This window comes from Streptomyces sp. NPDC087310, from assembly GCF_044744405.1.
Lineage (GTDB): Bacteria > Actinomycetota > Actinomycetes > Streptomycetales > Streptomycetaceae > Streptomyces.
In genome coordinates this window covers 551114-568857 of the sequence record NZ_JBIUYF010000002.1, presented here as the reverse complement: position 1 = coordinate 568857, position 17744 = coordinate 551114, and the positions used below count along the sequence as shown (strand labels likewise).

Annotated in this window: 14 protein-coding genes and 1 pseudogene; 8 read left to right on the top strand and 7 right to left on the bottom strand. The window is 73.4% G+C overall.

Features of this window, described 5'->3' with window-relative positions; genetic code table 11:
- Nucleotides 1–214: 214 nt before the first annotated feature.
- Nucleotides 215–1687 carry an NCS2 family permease gene (locus ACIO3P_RS08295; protein WP_401848478.1) on the top strand — a complete coding sequence of 491 codons (1473 nt, stop codon included), beginning with the start codon at nt 215–217 and terminating at the stop codon, nt 1685–1687.
- Nucleotides 1688–1754: 67 nt separating this feature from the next.
- Entirely contained in the window at nt 1755–2906 is a 1152-nt protein-coding gene (locus ACIO3P_RS08290; RefSeq protein ID WP_329828057.1) for an XdhC/CoxI family protein, read from the top strand.
- A 366-nt stretch (nt 2907–3272) separates the two neighbouring features.
- Here the strand turns inward: ACIO3P_RS08290 and ACIO3P_RS08285 are convergent, their stop codons facing one another.
- A complete protein-coding gene (locus ACIO3P_RS08285) occupies nt 3273–4307 on the bottom strand; it encodes a LacI family DNA-binding transcriptional regulator (protein WP_329828149.1) in 1035 nt (344 codons plus the stop codon).
- Nucleotides 4308–4522: 215 nt separating this feature from the next.
- Between ACIO3P_RS08285 and ACIO3P_RS08280 the strand changes: the two genes are divergently transcribed.
- Both ACIO3P_RS08280 and ACIO3P_RS08275 read left to right on the top strand, forming a co-directional pair.
- Nucleotides 4523–5800, top strand: a complete 1278-nt coding sequence (locus ACIO3P_RS08280) for a VWA domain-containing protein (protein ID WP_401848480.1) — start codon at nt 4523–4525, stop codon at nt 5798–5800.
- Nucleotides 5800–6663, top strand: a complete 864-nt coding sequence (locus ACIO3P_RS08275; RefSeq protein WP_401848482.1) for a hypothetical protein — start codon at nt 5800–5802, stop codon at nt 6661–6663. The genes ACIO3P_RS08280 and ACIO3P_RS08275 overlap by 1 nt, the downstream gene beginning before the upstream one ends.
- Before the next feature lie 104 nt (nt 6664–6767).
- Here the strand turns inward: ACIO3P_RS08275 and ACIO3P_RS08270 are convergent, their stop codons facing one another.
- Complete coding sequence (locus tag ACIO3P_RS08270; RefSeq protein ID WP_401848484.1) at nt 6768–7649, bottom strand: response regulator transcription factor; 882 nt, start codon at nt 7647–7649, stop codon at nt 6768–6770.
- A gap of 106 nt (nt 7650–7755) precedes the next feature.
- Between ACIO3P_RS08270 and ACIO3P_RS08265 the strand changes: the two genes are divergently transcribed.
- Together ACIO3P_RS08265 and ACIO3P_RS08260 are read left to right on the top strand one after the other, a co-directional pair.
- Complete coding sequence (locus tag ACIO3P_RS08265) at nt 7756–9480, top strand: AMP-binding protein (protein ID WP_401848486.1); 1725 nt, start codon at nt 7756–7758, stop codon at nt 9478–9480.
- Nucleotides 9477–11093 (top strand): AMP-binding protein, encoded by a 1617-nt coding sequence (locus ACIO3P_RS08260; protein WP_401848487.1) that lies wholly within the window; start codon nt 9477–9479, stop codon nt 11091–11093. The genes ACIO3P_RS08265 and ACIO3P_RS08260 overlap by 4 nt, the downstream gene beginning before the upstream one ends.
- Here the strand turns inward: ACIO3P_RS08260 and ACIO3P_RS08255 are convergent.
- The 3 genes from ACIO3P_RS08255 to ACIO3P_RS08245 all read right to left on the bottom strand — a co-directional run bounded on the left by ACIO3P_RS08255 (nt 11056) and on the right by ACIO3P_RS08245 (nt 13503).
- Complete coding sequence (locus tag ACIO3P_RS08255) at nt 11056–11628, bottom strand: GNAT family N-acetyltransferase (RefSeq protein ID WP_329828051.1); 573 nt, start codon at nt 11626–11628, stop codon at nt 11056–11058. The two genes, ACIO3P_RS08260 and ACIO3P_RS08255, sit on opposite strands and share 38 nt — an antisense overlap.
- A 50-nt stretch (nt 11629–11678) precedes the next feature.
- Nucleotides 11679–12464, bottom strand: coding sequence for a hypothetical protein (locus ACIO3P_RS08250; protein ID WP_401848489.1), 786 nt, complete (start codon nt 12462–12464; stop codon nt 11679–11681).
- 196 nt (nt 12465–12660) lie between these two features.
- Entirely contained in the window at nt 12661–13503 is an 843-nt protein-coding gene (locus ACIO3P_RS08245) for a TIM barrel protein (RefSeq protein ID WP_401848491.1), read from the bottom strand.
- A gap of 151 nt (nt 13504–13654) precedes the next feature.
- Here ACIO3P_RS08245 and ACIO3P_RS08240 point away from each other — a divergent pair, with 151 nt between their 5' ends.
- Together ACIO3P_RS08240 and ddaH are read left to right on the top strand one after the other, a co-directional pair.
- Nucleotides 13655–14155, top strand: a complete 501-nt coding sequence (locus ACIO3P_RS08240) for an Lrp/AsnC family transcriptional regulator (protein WP_329828048.1) — start codon at nt 13655–13657, stop codon at nt 14153–14155.
- 138 nt (nt 14156–14293) lie between these two features.
- Nucleotides 14294–15127, top strand: a pseudogene (gene ddaH, locus ACIO3P_RS08235) (dimethylargininase); the annotation flags it as partial.
- Nucleotides 15128–15189: 62 nt separating this feature from the next.
- Here the strand turns inward: ddaH and pcaD are convergent.
- Both pcaD and pcaB read right to left on the bottom strand, forming a co-directional pair.
- Nucleotides 15190–16350, bottom strand: a complete 1161-nt coding sequence (gene pcaD, locus ACIO3P_RS08230) for a 3-oxoadipate enol-lactonase (protein ID WP_401848493.1) — start codon at nt 16348–16350, stop codon at nt 15190–15192.
- The gene (pcaB, locus tag ACIO3P_RS08225; protein ID WP_401848839.1) at nt 16347–17744 is read right to left on the bottom strand and encodes a 3-carboxy-cis,cis-muconate cycloisomerase; all 1398 of its coding nucleotides are present in this window, start codon (nt 17742–17744) and stop codon (nt 16347–16349) included. Before pcaB ends, pcaD begins: the two co-directional genes overlap by 4 nt.

Genomic DNA, 17744 nt, shown 5'->3' with positions numbered 1-17744 from the left:
CGCCGGAGCCTCGCCGCCGCGTGCCCGTAAGACTCCGTGCTGTGTACACGTACAGGAATGTCATACTTTCCGGTCGTGCGTCCGGTCGTGCGCACGGCCGGACCCCGCCCGCGCTCCGCTCTCCGCGGCGCGGCACCTCCGGTTCGCCTCGGGCCGTCCCCCGGGTCGTGCGGCCCATGCGTCAACCCCCTTTGAACCTCGGGAGCAGGCACCCATGACCCAGCCGTCCGTGCAGTCCAGGAACCCGTCCGAGGGCGGCGGCCCAGCCCCGGACCGGGGCCGCCGTCCATCGGCCGGAAAGTCCTGGCCCGACCGGTACTTCCACATATCCGAGCGCGGCTCCACCGTCGCCCGCGAGGTGCGCGGCGGTGCCACGACCTTCATGGCCATGGCGTACATCCTGCTGCTCAACCCGCTGATCCTCTCCGGTGAGGACGTCGCGGGGAACACCCTCGGGCGGCCCGCGCTGATCACCGCGACCGCGTTCGCCGCGGCCCTGTGCACGTTGCTGATGGGCTTCGTGGGCAAGGTGCCGCTCGCGCTCGCCGCCGGGCTCTCCGTCTCCGGGGTGCTGGCCGGCCAGGTCGTGCCGGTGATGACCTGGCCGCAGGCCATGGGTATGTGCGTGCTGTACGGAGGCGTGATCTGCCTGCTGGTGGTCACCGGCCTGCGCGAGATGATCATGAACGCCATCCCGCTCGCGCTCAAGCACGCGATCACCATGGGCATCGGCCTGTTCATCGCACTGATCGGCCTGGTCAAGGCGGGTTTCGTGCATGCCTCGCAGGGCGGCGGCCCGGTCACCCTCGGCCCGGCGGGGGAGCTGGCCGGCTGGCCCGTGCTGCTCTTCTGCGTCACCCTGCTGCTGATCTTCATGCTCCAGGCCAGGGGGCTGCCCGGCGCGATCCTGATCGGCATCGTCATCGGCACGGTCATCGCCGTCGTCCTCGACGCGACGGGCACGATCAGCCCCAAGGCATGGGGCAGCGGCCCGCCGGAGTTGGCCGGGGGCGCGGTGTCGATGCCGGACTTCTCGCTCTTCGGGCAGGTCGGGTTCGGCGGCTGGGGCCAGGTCGGCGTGGCGACCGTCTCCATGATCGTCTTCACTCTGGTGCTGGCCGGTTTCTTCGACGCCATGGCCACCGTCATCGGCGTCGGTACGGAGGCGAAGCTCGCCGACGAGCGGGGCCGGATGCCCGGACTCTCCAGGGCGCTGTTCGTCGACGGCGCGGGCGGCGTGATCGGCGGCGTGGCGGGCGGGTCGGGGCAGACCGTCTTCGTCGAGTCCGCGACCGGCGTCGGGGAGGGCGCGCGCACCGGGCTCTCCGCCGTCGTCACCGGCCTCTTCTTCGCCGCCTGCCTCTTCTTCACCCCGATCACCCGTCTCGTCCCGGGCGAGGTCGCCGCGGCGGCGCTGGTCGTCATCGGCGCGATGATGATGCAGAACGCGCGGCACGTCGACTGGGGCGACCGCGGTGTCGCGATCCCGGTCTTCCTGACCGTCGCCCTGATGCCGTTCACGTACTCCATCACCGCGGGGGTCGCCGCGGGCGTCATCGCGTACACCGCGATCAAGGTCGCGGAGGGCAGGGCCCGCGAGATCGGCGCCTTCATGTGGGGGCTGACCGCGATCTTCGTCGTGTTCTACGCGCTCCACCCGATCGAAGCCTGGCTCGGCGCCTCCTGACCCCGTGCGCCGCCGCGCCCGCCCCACCGACAGCCCCCTTACGGACAAGCCCTCTGAGGAGACCGACATGCTGGACATCGCGGAGGAGCTGCACCGGTGGGTCGGCCAGGGCCGCGACATCGCCGTCGCCACGGTGGTGGCCGTCGGCGGCAGCGCGCCCCGGCAGCCGGGGGCCGCGCTCGCCGTCGACGGCGACGGCGCGGCGATCGGCTCCGTCTCCGGCGGCTGCGTGGAGGGCGCCGTGTACGAACTGTGCCGACAGGCGGTGCGCGACGGCGTCACGGTGCTGGAGCGGTTCGGCTACAGCGACGACGACGCCTTCGCCGTCGGACTCACCTGCGGCGGCGTCATCGACGTCCTGGTGACCCCGCTGCGGTCCTCCACCCCGCTCGGCGCGGTGCTCGCCGCGGCCCTCGCCGCCGCCGCGCACGGGGAGCCCGCGGCGCTCGCGCGCATCACCGAAGGCCCGGCCGAACTGCTCGGCCGCGCCCTGCTCGTACGCCCCGACGGCTCGTACGAGGGCGGCTTCGGCGGCCATCCGGATCTGGACCGTACGGCGGCGGACGAGGCGCGCGCCCTGCTGGACACCGGCGGTACGGGCCAGGTCCTGACCGGCGAGCGGGGATCGCGGTGCGGACGGCCGCTGACCCTGCTGGTCGAGACGTGCGCCGAGCCCCCACGCATGATCGTCTTCGGCGCGGTCGACTTCGCCGCGGCGCTGGTCTCCACGGGGAAGTTCCTCGGCTACCACGTGACGGTCTGCGACGCGCGCCCCGTCTTCGCCACGCGCGCCCGCTTCCCGGCCGCCGACGAGGTGGTGGTCGACTGGCCGCACCGCTATCTGGCGAGGACCGCGGTCGACGGCCGTACGGTGCTCTGCGTGCTCACGCACGACGCCAAGTTCGATGTGCCGCTGCTGGAGGTGGCGTTGCGGCTGCCCGTCGCGTTCGTCGGCGCGATGGGGTCGCGGCGGACCCACGAGGACCGGGACCGGCGGCTGCGCGAGGCCGGTCTCACCGACGCCGAACTGGCCCGGCTGCACTCGCCGATCGGCCTGGACCTCGGTGCCCGTACGCCCGAGGAGACCGCGCTGTCGATCGCGGCGGAGATCGTCGCCGCCCGGCGGGGCGGCAGCGGCGCCTCCCTGACGGGCGCGCGCACGCCGATCCACCACGACGCGGCGCGGACGCCGCGGCCCCGGGTCGGGTCCGCGGCCTGAATGCGCGAAGGCCCCGGCGTGCCGGACGGCCCCCATACCGCCCCCGGACGGCTCCCATACCGCCCCCGGACGGCTCCCATACCGCCCCCGGGCGGCCGTCGGGCGCCGTTCCGTCCCGCGTCCCCCACGGATGCGGGACGGAACGGCGCCTCAGCCCGCCTGGTGGGCAGGGTCGCGCCCCCGCGCCGGGTTACGGCAGTCCGAGCGGGGCGGCGATGTCGGGAACCGCCTCCTCCGGTGTGGGAGCGCTCCCATGAGCCTTGTCGAGGCGTCGTCCGTTGTCAAGGCCGGTGCGGGAGCGGGGCGTTGGATGGTGGTGTTATCGGCCAGTGCGCGGTGCGGTGCTCCGGGGCGCCGCACCGCGGGTCACCCCGAGGTGCGCCGCACCAGTTCCGTACGGAGCACCACGTGCTGCCAGGCCGCCGAGGAGTCGTTGATCGTCTCCAGCAGCACCCGGGCCATCGTGCGGCCCATCTCCTCCACCGGCTGCCGTACGGAGGTCAGCGGGGGGTCGGTGTGGCGGGCGATGGGGGAGTCGTCGAACCCCACCACGGCCACGTCCTCGGGCACCCTGCGCCCCACCGCCCGCAGCGCGTGCAGGGCGCCCACCGCCATCACGTCGGAGGCCGCGAACACCGCGTCGATGCCGGGGTTGCGGGCCAGCAGCTCCGTCATCGCGCGGCGTCCGCTCTCCTCCGTGAAGTCGCCGTGCGCGATCCACGAGGGCCCGGGGCCGGCGCCGCCGCCCGACGTGTCCCGTACGGCCTCCTCGTACCCCCGGAGCCGGCACTGCGCCACGTACATGTCCAGCGGTCCGGTGATCGTGCCGATCGCGCGCCGCCCGGACTCCCAGAGGTGGCGCACGGCGGCACGGGCGCCGCCCACGTTGTCCGAGTCGACGTACGACACGGACTCCTCCCCGGAGCGCCGGCCGCTCAGGACCGTCGGCATCTCCATCTCCGCGAGCAGGTCGGGCAGCGGGTCGTCGCCGTGCACGGAGACCAGCAGGACGCCGTCGATCCGGCGGGCCCGCGCGTACTGGAGGAAGCGCTGCCGCTCGCTCTCCGTACGGACGAGGGTCAGCAGGAGCTGGAGATCGGTGTCGGCGAGCCCGTCGCCCACACCGTGCACGATGTCGGAGAAGTACGGCTCGGCGAAGAACCGCTTCTCGGTCTCCGGTATGACCAGCGCGACCGCGTCCGTACGGCTTCCGGCGAGGGCTCGGGCGGCACGGTTGGGTATGTAGCCGAGCTGGGCGATCGCCTGTTCGACGAGGTGCCGGGTGGTGTCCTTCACGCGCGGCGAGTTGTTGATGACGCGGGAGACCGTGCCCCGGCCGACGCCCGCGAGCGCCGCGACCTCCTCCAGGGTGGGCTGGCCCGTGCGTGCCTTCGTCACCATCGTGCGACCTCCAGTCAGCCTGAACCCGGCCTGATCGGTGCGCAGGGCACGGGCTTCAGTCATCCAACCACTGGGAGCGCTCCCATGCACGAAATCACCCTGAGGTACACCCCCGCTACCACTGAGGACACCGGCTCGTCACCTACCGTACGAAGAGATGACGGTCCGTCAGTTCCCGTTTGTTCCCCCGGGCGCGTTATCACTATCATCCGGCGATGATCATAAGTAGACGGTCGGTAGCCGCCGTGTGCGGTCTGGTGGCCACCCTGGCCGTAGGGCTCTTTCCTCCCGCCGCCGCCGCCGATGAACCCACCGGTCAGCCCGCCCCGAAGGTCGATCTCGTCCTCGACGTCAGCGGCTCGATGCGGACCCGCGACATCGACGGCCAGTCCCGGATGGCGGCGGCGAAACAGGCGTTCAACGAGGTGCTCGACGCCGTTCCGCAGGAAGTGGAGCTGGGCATCCGCACGCTCGGCGCCGACTACCCGGGGAAGGACACCAAGGTCGGCTGCAAGGACACCAAGCAGCTCTACCCCGTGGGACCGCTGGACCGCACGGAGGCGAAGACCGCCGTCGCCACCCTCGCCCCCACCGGCTGGACGCCCATCGGCCCGGCCCTCCTCGGCGCCGCCCAGGACCTCGAAGGGGACGACGAGGCCACCCGCCGGATCGTCCTGATCACCGACGGCGAGGACACCTGCGCACCCCTCGACCCCTGCGAGGTCGCGCGCGAGATCGCCGCCAAGGGCATCCACCTCACCATCGACACCCTGGGCCTCGTCCCCGACGACAAGACCCGCCGGCAGCTCACCTGTATCGCCGAGGCCACCGGCGGCACCTTCACCTCCGTCCAGCACACCGACGAACTCTCGCGCCGCGTCACCCAGTTGGTCGACCGCGCCGCCGACCCCGTCGTCACCCCCGTCGCGACCGAGGGCGCCGCGCGCTGCGCCGACGCCCCGACCGTCAAGCCCGGCCTCTACAGCGACCGCGAGAAGTTCTCCGAGCACCGCTGGTACCGCGTGGACGTCCTCCCCGGCCAGGAGCTGCGCGCCTCGGTGAGCATCGCCGCCGACCGCGCCGTCGACCAGGACTACGGCGTGCTGCTGCGCGCCGTGACCGTCCACGGCCGGGAGATCGTCCGCGGCTCCGAGGCGGGCGACGGACGTACGGACGTGATCTCGGCCGGGCTGCGCTACCCGAAGCCGGAGAGCGACGACTCCGACTCCGACTCCGACGAGAAGCCGGCCGCCGAGACGGTCTGCCTCCAGGTCAGCAACGCGTTCTCCGCGCCCGCCTCCGTCAAGACCACCCCGGGCCTGCCCGTCGAGCTGACCGTCGACCTCGTCGACGCGCCCGACACGGCCTCCGACGCCGCCGCGTTCGGCCTCGGCCGCGGCTGGTGGCTCCTCGGCGTCCTGGCGCTCACCGGTCTGCTCGCCGGACTGCTGTGGGGCTGGATCTCGCGCCTTCGTATCGTCTGGAGCAACTGATGCGTATCGCCGGTCTGTTCACACCCACCAGAGCCACCCGGTCCATGGTCACCGGGACCCTGCTCGCGGGGGCGCTGCTCCTCGGCACGGCGGGCGCCGCCGTCGCCGACGACACCCCCTCGCCCTCCACCACGGCCACCGACGACTCCGACAGCGCGCAGGCGCCGACCGAGGCGGGCACGTCGTTCCGTACGGCCACCGCCTTCCGGCCGGGCCAGACGGCCACGGCGGACGGCTCCTCGGGCGACTACCTCTACTGGGTCTTCCCCGTGGACACCGGGCAGCGCGCCACCGTCACCGCCAAGGTCACGCTCCCCGAGTCCGCCGCCGCGCGGCAGGGCTCGGCCACCTGGCAGGTGGACGTCTACGACGGGCTGCGCCGCCGCCAGCCGTGCGTGTACGGCGCCCGGACGAAGGCGCTCGCCGCCGACGCGAACACGGTCGAGCTGCGCTGCGTGCTCCGTACCGTACGGGCGTGGGCCGAGCCGTGGTCCAACGATCCGCTGCCCGGCAGCTACTACGTACGGCTCACCGTCCGCGACGCGCAGGAGAAGGACCTCGGCCTGCCGGTCCGGGCGGAGATCAAGGCCGACACCCCCGACCAGGGCGGCGCCCACGCGGTCGACGGCGCACTGGCCGTACCGCTGACGCCCGGCCGCACCACCGTCTCCCAGGAGGGCGGCGGAGCCTCCGCCGAGGGCGCCAGGCTCGCCGCGTCCGGCGTCGAACCCGAGGGCGGCTGGTCCTCCGGCTGGTGGACGGACCGCTGGCTCTGGACCCTCGCCGGGGGCGTGATCGGCGCGCTCGCGGGCATCGGCGGCTACACCCTGGCCCGCCCCGCCCGCCGGCCGACGGCTCCGTAGGCCCTGTCCGACGCGCGGCGACACGGAACGGGAGGCGGCCCGGGGAACACCCGGACCGCCTCCCCGCGCCCGCGAACCGGCACGCCGTCGGACCGCGGCAGCCGCTACGGCAGCAGCCCCGCGCGCCGCGCCGCCACCACCGCCTCCAGCCGGGTGTGCGCGCCCAGCTTGCGCATCGCCGAGCGCAGATAGCCCTTCACCGTCTCCGGGCGCAGCCCCAGCAGTTCGGCCGCCTTCGCGTTGGTCGAGCCCGCCGCGACGCAGGCCAGTACGTCCGTCTCGCGCGGTGCCAGCGCCATCGGCGGCGGCTGCCCGTGCCGGGCGTCCGGGGGGCCGGCCGCGCCCGCGAGGCGGCCGCAGACGGTGAGCAGTTCCTCGCGCAGCTCCGTGTCGAGTATCCGCGGCGCCAGGGCCCGCAGTTCGCTGTGGGCCGCGCGGACCTCCTCCCAGGCGCCGGGGCCCGCCGGCAGTTCCCGGGTCGCCGAGAGCAGCCGCCGCACCTCGTCCCGTACGACCAGGGCCTGTTCCACGTCGCGCGCGGCGGCCACCGCCGCGTCGAAGGTGCGTTCGCCGATCGGCAGGGCGCTGCGCAGGGCGCCGTACAGGACGCCGCGCACCTTGCGCCGTACCACCACGGGCACCGCGAGCACCGAGCGCAGGCCCTCCGCCGCCACCGCCGCGTCGTACTCGTGGCTGATGTGGCGGGCCACCGCGTAGTCCGTGACCGCGCAGGGCCGTGACAGGGCCATGGACTTGCCGCCCAGGCCGTTGCCCGAGGAGATCGCCAGGGTGCGCAGCGCGCCGGTCGCCGTGCCGTTCAGCTCGGCGATCCGCAGATGCCCCGACTCGGGCAGCAGCCCGCCGAAGGCGACGGGCAGCCCGGTCGTCCTGCGCAGCCGCCCCAGCGCGGCCCGCATCTCCACCGCCTCGGCCACATCGGCCGCGCCGGCCGGCCGGGCCGTCTCGGCCCTGCCCTCTTCGGCCATGCCCTTTTCCCTCCGCCCGCGTCGCCACCACCCCCGTCCGGGGGTGGTGAGACCTGCGTCACTGATTACACGATGTTAGTGAACGGTCCCGCAACGAGGAGGACATATGACGGCAAGGACACCGACCGGGCGCCCGGGTCCGCCCGGTGACACCGTGACCGACCGGTTCCGGGCCGCCAGGGACTTCCTCCTCGCCCACCGCGAGGACTACACGACGGCGTACGAGGGGTTCACCTGGCCGCGCCCCGACCGCTTCAACTGGGCGCTCGACTGGTTCGACCGGATCGCCGAGGGCCCCGACGGGCGGGGCAACGACCGGCTCGCCCTGCACATCGTGGAGGAGGACGGGAGCCGCACCCGCGTCACGTACGCCGAGATGGCCGCCCGTTCCAACCGGACCGCGAACTGGCTGCGCGAGCGCGGGGTACGGGCCGAGGACCGGATCGTCGTCATGCTCGGCAACCAGGCCGAGCTGTGGGAGACCGCCCTCGCCGCGATGAAGCTGCGGGCCGTCGTCATCCCCGCCACCCCCCTCCTCGGCCCCGCCGACCTGCGGGACCGCGTCGAACGCGGCCGGGCCGCCCATGTGATCGTGCGCGCCGAGGACACCGGGAAGTTCGCGGATGTCCCGGGCCGCTACACCCGTATCGCCGTGGGCGGTGCCCCCGAGGGCTGGCACGCGTACGAGGACGCCCGCGACCGGTCCGCCGACTTCGAGCCGGACGGTGTCACCCACGCGGACGACCCGCTGATGCTCTACTTCACCTCCGGGACGACCGCCCGCCCCAAGCTCGTCGAGCACACCCATGCCTCGTATCCGATCGGCCATCTCGCGACGATGTACTGGATCGGGCTGCGGCCGGGCGACGTCCATCTCAACATCGCCTCGCCGGGCTGGGCCAAGCACGCCTGGTCGAACCTCTTCGCGCCGTGGAACGCCGAGGCCACGGTCTTCCTCCACAACTACACCCGCTTCGACCCGGCCCGCCTGATGGCGGAGATGGACGGCGCGGGCGTCACCAGCTTCTGCGCCCCGCCCACCGTCTGGCGGATGCTGATCCAGGCCGATCTCTCGCTGCTGCGCACCCCGCCGCGCGAGGCCGTCGCGGCGGGCGAACCGCTCAACCCCGAAGTGATCGAGACCGTACGCCGCGAGTGGGGGGTGACGGTCAGGGACGGCTTCGGGCAGACGGAGACGGCCGTCCAGGTCGCCAACTCGCCGGGCCAGCTCCTGAAGGCGGGATCCATGGGGCGGCCGACCCCCGGCTTCAAGGTCGAGCTGCTGGACCCGGTGACCGGCGAACCGGGCGTCGCCGAGGGCGAGATCTGTCTCGACCTCGCCGCCCGCCCGGTCGGCCTGATGACCGGCTACCACGGCGAGCCGGACCGTACGGCGGAGGCGATGGCGGGCGGCTACTACCGGACCGGTGACATCGGGGCGCGCGACGCGGACGGCTACATCACGTACGTCGGCCGCTCCGACGACGTCTTCAAGGCGTCCGACTACAAGATCTCGCCGTTCGAGCTGGAGAGCGCGCTGCTGGAGCACGAGGCGGTCGCCGAGGCCGCCGTGGTCCCCGCGCCCGACCCGCTGCGCCTCGCCGTGCCCAAGGCGTACGTCGTCCTCGCCGAGGGGTGGGAGCCGGGCCCCGACACGGCCAAGGTGCTCTTCGCCCACTCGCGCGCGCTGCTCGCGCCGTACAAGCGGATCCGCAGGCTGGAGTTCGCCGAACTGCCCAAGACCGTGTCGGGGAAGATCCGCCGTATCGAACTGCGCGAGCGGACGGCCGAGGGCTCCGGCGCGGAGTACGACGAGGGGGAGCTGCGATGACGGCGCGGGCGGCGCGGTCGTACACGCACGGAACGGGGACGACGGAACTGCTGCACGAGACCATCGGCGCCAACCTGGACCGGACGGCCGCCGCCTTCCCCGACCGGGAGGCGCTGGTCGACGTGGCGTCGGAACGGCGCTGGACCTACCGGGAGTTCGACGCGGCGGTCGGGACGCTGGCGCGGGCGCTGCTGGGGCACGGGGTGGCCAAGGGCGACCGGGTCGGGATCTGGGCCGTCAACTGCCCGGAGTGGGTGCTCGTGCAGTACGCCACGGCGCGGATCGGCGCGATCATGGTGAACATCAACCCGGCCTACCGGGCGCACGAGGCGGAGTTCGTGCTCAACCAGTCCGGGATCTCCGTGCTGTTCGCGTCCCTCGCCCACCGGAGCAGCGACTACCGCGCCCTGGTCGACCAGGTGCGCGGACGCTGCCCCGAACTGCGCTCCGTGCACTACATCGGTGATCCGAGCTGGGACCAACTGCTGTGTGCGGCTTCAGAAGTGACGGAGGATCAGATCCGGGAGCGGGAGGCCGGGCTCTCCTGCGACGACCCGATCAACATCCAGTACACGTCGGGCACCACCGGCTTCCCCAAGGGAGCCACGCTCTCCCACCACAACATCCTCAACAACGGCTATTTCGTGGGGGAGACGGTCGGCTACACCGAGCGGGACCGGGTCTGTCTGCCCGTGCCGTTCTACCACTGCTTCGGCATGGTGATGGGCAACCTCGCCGCCCTCTCGCACGGCGCGTGCGTCGTCATCCCGGCGCCGTCGTTCGAGGCGCCCGCGACCCTGGACGCGGTCCAGCGGGAGCGCTGCACCTCGCTCTACGGCGTGCCCACGATGTTCCTGGCCGAGCTGGACCTCCCCGGCTTCGGCTCGTACGACCTGTCCTCCCTGCGCACCGGGATCATGGCGGGCTCGCCCTGCCCGGTCGAGGTGATGAAGCGGGTCGTCGCCGCGATGAACATGCGGGAGGTGTCCATCTGTTACGGCATGACCGAGACCTCGCCGGTCTCCCTCCAGACCCGGCGCGACGACGACCTGGAGCGCCGTACGGGCACGGTCGGACGGGCGCTGCCGCACATCGAGGTCAAGGTGATCGACCCGGCGACCGGGGTGACGCTGCCGCGCGGCGAGCCGGGTGAGCTGTGCACGCGCGGGTACAGCGTGATGCTCGGCTACTGGAACGAGCCGGAGCGCACGGCCGAGGTGATCGACGCCGGGCGGTGGATGCACACCGGCGATCTCGCGGTCATCAGGGAGGACGGCTACGCGCAGATCGTCGGCCGGATCAAGGACATGATCATCAGGGGTGGCGAGAACATCTATCCGCGCGAGATCGAGGAGTTCCTGTACGGCCACCCCAAGGTCGCCGACATACAGGTGATCGGGGTCCCCGACCAGCGGCACGGCGAGGAGATCGTGGCCTGTGTGATCCCGCGCGACCCGTCGGACCCGCCGTCGCGGGACGAGATCGTGGCGTACTGCCGGGAACGGCTCGCGCACTACAAGATCCCGCGCCAGGTGGAGATCGTGGACGGCTTCCCGATGACGGTCAGCGGAAAGGTCAGGAAGAACGAACTGCGGGAGCGCTTCTCGGCGTGAGCGACCGGCGCATACAGACCCGGGGCCAGCGGTCGAGTCCGTGTGCGGCCTCCGCACGGCGGATCTCCCGCAGCCCGTCGGTCAGTTGGTCCTCGGTGAGCGTGCGGAAGCCGAGACGCGCGTAGTACGGGGCGTTCCACGGCACGTCGGCGAAGGTCGTGAGGGTGAGCGCGGTGAACCCCTCACCGGCGGCCCGCCCGGCCAGGTGGTCGATCAGCGCCCGGCCGACACCCATCCTGGCGGCGTCCGGGTGCACCGACACCTGCTCGACATGGGCGGCGCCGTCGACCGGGTCGTGGAGCAGATACGCGACGGGCGGCCCGCCGGGCACGGTCTCGGCCACCCAGGCGCGGCCGGCGCTCCGGTAGCGCTCCAGTTCGGCGAGGGAGGGCGGCGCGTCGTCGGCGACGGCGGCCATGCCCAGCGCGCGGAACGCCTCGCCCGCCGCCGCCTCGATGTCCTGGAGGACGGGCAGATCGATGAGGGTGGCGGGGCGGATGAGCGGGCGGCGCGCGAACGTGGGACGGTGGGGCATGGAGCGAGTATGACGGCGTACGGGCGGCGCCGCGTGCGGATTTCCCGTGGTCACGCCCCGGCCGAGACCAGTTCGTCCGCCGGGCCGTTGACCGGTCTCGGGGAGCCGGTGAGGTCCATGACGAAGAGCGGCAGCCCGAGGTCGTCGGCGCGGGCGCGGGCATCGTCCGCGTACCCCGCCAGGGAGAAGTAGACGCTCACCGCCGACGCGTTGAGCCCGTTGAGCCAGAGGCATTCGACGGAGCGCACGGACGCCGGGCTCATCGTCGGGTCGACCTGGGCGATCACATCGGGGCCGCGCAGATCGATACCGGAGGCGGGCCGCTCGTCCGCCTGGACGACGCTCTTGAAGCCCAGCCAGCGCAGATAGAGCCCGGCCGCCGTCACCGCGTCGTGGGACGTACGGATCGTCAGCGGGCGGAAGGCGGGGCGGGGCGAGGCGGCGGTCCTGGGCAGCGGGATATGAGCGGGCCGCTCGGGGGTCCCGGCGGGCCGGGACCGCTCCGGCGACTCCGGCCGCTCGGCCGATCCGGCCGATCCGGTGGGTCCGGTGGGTCCGGCGGGGTCGTCAACGGGAGTGGTCCGTACGGGAATCCGCAGCACCGCACCGCACGGGCAGCCCAGTTCGGGGCGTGGCTGCTCGCACGCGGTTCCGCACTCGTCGCAGCGGACGGTCACCCACTCGTCCTCCCAGGTGCGGTGGGTGGCGAGCTCCACCGGCGCGCCCGGGGCGAGCGGCGGGGTCACCGGAGCGCCGCACACACAGGGGTAGACCGACGCCGTGAAGGTGTGACCACTGCCGCAGGACGGACAGCGCACCGGAAGACTCTCACTCATCACGACCCCCACCGTTCGATTGCGCTCAGTGTTCCATCGTCCACCAAGAGCGAGGCGACGGGGAGAGGCTTTGGCCATCACATGACGCGAGAGGGGACCGTACGGCGCGGGAGGCGACCGGGTGGGGCCGGGTGGGACCGGGCGGCGGCGGTGCCGGGCGCGACCGTACAGGTGTCGGTGCCGCCGCCGCCCGGGATCAGGGGGTGCGCCAGCCGAAGGACTCGGCGCTCGGGCGGTCGCCCGGCTTGTACTCCAGGCCGATCCAGCCGTCGTAACCGGCCTTGCGCAGCCGGCCGACCAGCTCCTCCAGCGGCAGCGTCCCGGTGCCCGGCGCGCCGCGCCCCGGGTTGTCCGCGATCTGTACGTGGCCGGTCCGGTCGGCGTACCGGTCGATCACCTCGGCCAGGTCGGCGCCGTTCATCGACAGGTGGTACAGGTCCAGCAGGAACGCGGCGTTGCCGAGGCCCGTGGCCTCGTTGACCCGGTCGGCGACCTCGACGGCGGAGGCGGCGCTGATCAGGGGGTAGTCCGGCGACTCGGGCCGGTTGAGGGCCTCGATCAGCAGGAGCGCCCCGATGTCGTGGGCCGCGCGGGCGGCCGGCACCAGGTTCTCCAGGGCCAGGGCGTCCTGGGCCGCCGGGTCCACACCGGGTACGCGGTTCCCGTACAGCGCGTTGAGCGCCCTGCACCCCGTGGCGGCGGCGAACTCGGCCGCGACCTCCACATTGGCGCGGAACCGCTCGGACTCCTCGCCGGGTACGGAGAGCGCGCCCCGGTCGGGCCCCGGCAGCAGGCCGGCGTAGAAGTTCAGCCCCACCAGTTGGGTACCCGCGTCCGCCAGGGCCGCGCGAAGATCGTCGAGTGCGGCGCGCGGCGGGGTGGGGGTGTCGGTCCAGGGCCACCACAGCTCCACCGCGGTGAAGCCCGCCGCCGCGGCGGCGGCCGGGCGTTCCAGCAGGGGGAGTTCGGTGAAGAGGATGGACAGATTCACATCGAATCGCTGCTCTGTGCCGCGCCAGGGCGGGGAGACATAGGCCATGGGGAGTCCACCTCTACTTCCGCATAGTGAAAGTGTTTTTCTGCTTCATGGAATGTTGCCTGTGTGCTTCCGTGCTGTCAAGGAAATCGGCGCGGCGGGACACGGCACGATGCGCAGGGCAGACCTCGCATGACAAGAGACGGAGACTTCGGTGACCTATCAGCAGCCGGTGCTGGACGACCTCGACCGGCAGATTCTCGCGGCGCTCGTCGCGAACGCGCGCACCAGCTTCACGGAGATCGGCCAGTCCATCGGGCTCTCGGCCCCCGCGGTGAAACGGCGGGTCGACCGGATGCGTGAGGCCGAGGTGATCACCGGCTTCACCACGATCGTGCGGCCGGCGGCCCTCGGCTGGCGTACGGAGGCGTACGTCGAGGTGTTCTGCGACGCCGCGGGCCCGCCCCGGCGCCTCGCCGAGGTCGCGCGCACCTACCCCGAGGTGGTGGCCGCGGTGACCGTGACCGGCGGGGCGGACGCCCTGCTGCACATCAGGGCCGCCGACATCGACCACTTCGAGGCGGTGCTGGAGCGGATCAGGGCCGAGCCGTTCGTCACCCGTACCAACAGCTTCATCGCGCTGACCCATCTGCTGCCCAACAGCCCCGAGGCCGGCAGCCCCGGCACACCACCCGACGAAACGAACTGCTACTGAATAGCTTCCACGCGCAAGATTCCTGCGTGCACGCGCAGCGGTTCTTTCTTGAGTGTCGCTGTGTCCGCTTCTTATCGTGGAGAGCACCCCCCGCAGTGACGAGAGGATGCCTCCGTGCCGCAGACCGGTGTGCCCCGTGTGTCCCGTGTATCGCGAACATCCCGCGTGTCCCGACCGTCTCGTGCGTCCCGTCCCCGGCGCTATCTCCTGTGCGAGCCGCGCTACTTCGAGGTGCGGTACGCCATCAACCCCTGGATGCGCGCGGACGTACCGGTCGACACCGGCCTGGCGCTCGCCCAGTGGAAGTCGCTGGTACGGGCCTACCGGGGCCTGGGCCACACCGTGGAGACGGCCGAACCCGTCGCCGGGCTGCCGGACATGGTGTTCGCCGCCAACGCCGCGCTCGCCCTGGACGGCCGGGCCCTGCGCTCCCGGTTCCACGCCGAGCAGCGCCGGGCCGAGGCGGTCGCGTACGCGGCCTGGTTCACGGCGGCCGGGTACGAGGTGCGCGGCGCCGCGTCGGTCTGCGAGGGCGAGGGGGACCTCACCCCGGTCGGCGGGGTCGTCCTGGCCGGCACCGGGTTCCGTACGGCGGCGACCGCACACCAGGAGGCGCGGGAGTTCTTCGGGGTCCCGGTCGTCGCCCTGCACCTGGTCGACCCGTACTTCTACCACCTCGACACCGCGCTGTTCGCCCTGGACGACGAGAACATCGCGTACTACCCGGGGGCGTTCGCGCCCGGGAGCCGTGCGGTACTGGAGCGGCTGTTCCCCGACGCGCTGATCGCCACCCGGGACGACGCCCTGGCCTTCGGGCTGAACTCGGTCTCCGACGGCGCGCACGTGATCGTCGCCCCCGCCGCGACCGGGCTGATCGGACAGCTCGACCGGCGCGGCTACATCCCCGTGCCGGTCGACCTCTCCGAGTTCCACAAGGCGGGCGGCGGGGCGAAGTGCTGCACCCAGGAACTGCACGGAACGCCCCCGGCGCCGCTGCCCCCGGAGCCGCTGCTCCCGGCGCCGGGCAGCGCGCGTCAGGAGCCCGCCGGGTCCTCCTCCGCCAGCACCCGCCCGGCCACCGCGAACGCCGAATTGGCCGCGGGGACACCGCAGTAGACCGCCGACTGGAGCAGCACAGCGCCGATCTCCTCCGGTGTCAGACCGTTCCGGCGTGCGGCCCGTACATGCATGGCCAGCTCGTCGTGGTGGCCGCCCGCCACCAGCGCCGTCAGGGTGATCATGCTGCGTTCGCGCCGGGTGAGGGTCGGATCGGTCCAGATCTCCCCCCACGCGTAGCGGGAGATGAAGTCCTGGAAGCGCGCGGTGAACGGGGTGGTCCCGGCCTGCGCCCGCGCCACATGCGCGTCGCCCAGCACCTCGCGGCGGACCCGCATCCCGCTCGGCGGCGCGCCGCCGAGATGGGCCCTGAGCGCGGCGGTCACCTCGTCCGGGCGCTCGGCGGGGGCGAGATGGGCGGCGCCCGGCAGTTCGACGAGCGTGGCGCCGGGCACCGCGTCCGCGATCTCCCGGGAGTGCGCGGGCGGGGTCGCCGGGTCCTCGCGGCCCGCGACGACCAGGGTCGGCGCGGTGACGGAGGGAAGCAGGTCGCGGATGTCGTACGCGCCCAGCGCCTCGCAGCACGCGGCGTACCCGGCGGGGTCGGCGCCGCGTACGTCGTCGACCAGCGCCTCCACCGTGAACCCGGGGGTGAACCAGCGGCTCGGCGACGCCTCGGCGATCCCGGCCATCCCCTCCCGGCGGGCGAGGGCGGCACGCTCCTCCCACGGCCCCCGGGCGCCGAAGTGCGCGGAGGAACAGACCACGGCCAGGCTCGTCACCCGCTCCGGGGCGTGCGTGGCGAGATGCAGTCCTACGGCGCCGCCGAGGGAGACCCCGGCGTACGCGAAACGGTCGAGGGAGAGCGAGTCCGCCAGCGCCAGTACGAGGTCCGCGAGATCGGCGACGGTCGCCCCGGGGCCGATCAGACCGGCGTCGGAGCCGCCGTGGCCCGGCAGGTCCCACCGTACGACCCGGTGGGAGAGCGCGAGTTCGGGTGCGACCCCGTCCCAGAGCGCCAGTGAGGTGCCGAGCGAGGGGCCCAGCAGCAGCGGGGGAGCGGAGGCGGGCCCCTCGGCGCGGTGGTGCAGCGCCGCGGAGGGGGTCGCGGTGGTCCCGTTCTTGTCCGAGGTGGTCAACGTCGCTCCAGGGCGCGGTCGGTGAGGGTTCCGGCGCTGCCGGTGTACCGGGTGGGGTCGGTGAGTTCGGCGAGATCCAGGCCCGTGAGCTCCGGCTCGTCCGCGAGCACCGCGGTGAGGACCGCGGCGAGGGTGGTGGACTCGGTACGGGAGCGCCGCGCGGCCTCGGTGAGCAGCGCCTTCGCGCGGGCCCGGCCGACGAGCGGGGCGAGTTCGGCCGACAGCCGCTCCGAGACGATCAACCCCTGCGTGAGATACAGGTGTTCCCGCATGGACCCGGCGTGGACCCGTAGCCCTTCCGCGAGTTCGGCCGCGTCCCGCGCCGCGCCGCCGACCAGGCGGAGCAGATCGCGCAGCGGCTCCCACTCGGCGTGCCAGGTGCCCGCGGGCCGTTCGTCCTCGGCGGCCATCGAGCCGAGCAGCGTCGCCGCGAGGGCGGGGGCGCGCCGGGCCGCGGCGGCGATCAGCGTGGCCCGTACGGGGTTCGCCTTGTGCGGCATGGCGGAGGAGCCGCCGCCCGCGCCCTCGGACACCTCGCCGATCTCGGTACGGGAGAGCGTGAGGACATCGGCGGCCGGCTTGCCGAGCGCGCCCGCCGTGAAGGCGAGGGCGGCGGCCAGGTCGGCGACGGGGGTGCGGAGGGTGTGCCAGGGCAACGCCGGTTCCACCAGCCCGAGTTCGGCGGCGAAGACGGCCGGCAGCCGCAGCCCGGCGCCGTCCTCGGTGCCGTCCGCCGGACCGGACGCCTCGCGCCCGTACGCCTCGAAGGCCGCCAACGTACCGGCCGCGCCGCCCAGTTGGGCGGGGAGCGTCGCGCGGACCGCGCGCAGCCGGTCGCGGGCGTCCAGCACCAGGCTCCGCCAGCCCGCCGCCTTCAGCCCGAAGGTCGTCGGGACCGCGTGCTGGGTGAGCGTACGGCCGGGCATCACCGTGTCGCGGTGCTCGGCCGCCAGCCGCGCCAGCGCCCGTTCCGTACGGTCCAGATCCGCCAGGACCGGTTCCAGCGTCCGCGCGGCCACCAGCATCGCCGCGGTGTCCAGGATGTCCTGGCTGGTCGCGCCCCGGTGGACGTACGGCGCGAACGCGGGCGGCAGCGCGGCGGTGAGGTCGGCCACCAGGGGTATCACCGGATTGCCGCCGTCGCGGGCGCGCAGCGCGAGATCCCGGGCGTCGAAGCGCGCCGCGTCGCACGCCGCGCCGACCGCCCGCGCCGCCCCGTCCGGGGCCAGACCCAGCGCCGCCTGCGCGCGGGTCAGCGCGGCCTCCGCGTCCAGCATCGCCCGGAGGAACGCCGGGTCACCGGTGGCGGTCTCCGCGCGGCAGCCCGCCCGGCCGGGGGCGAGCAGCCCGGTGTCCAGCGGCCCGGTGCCGTCGGCGCCGGGTGTGTCGTTCAG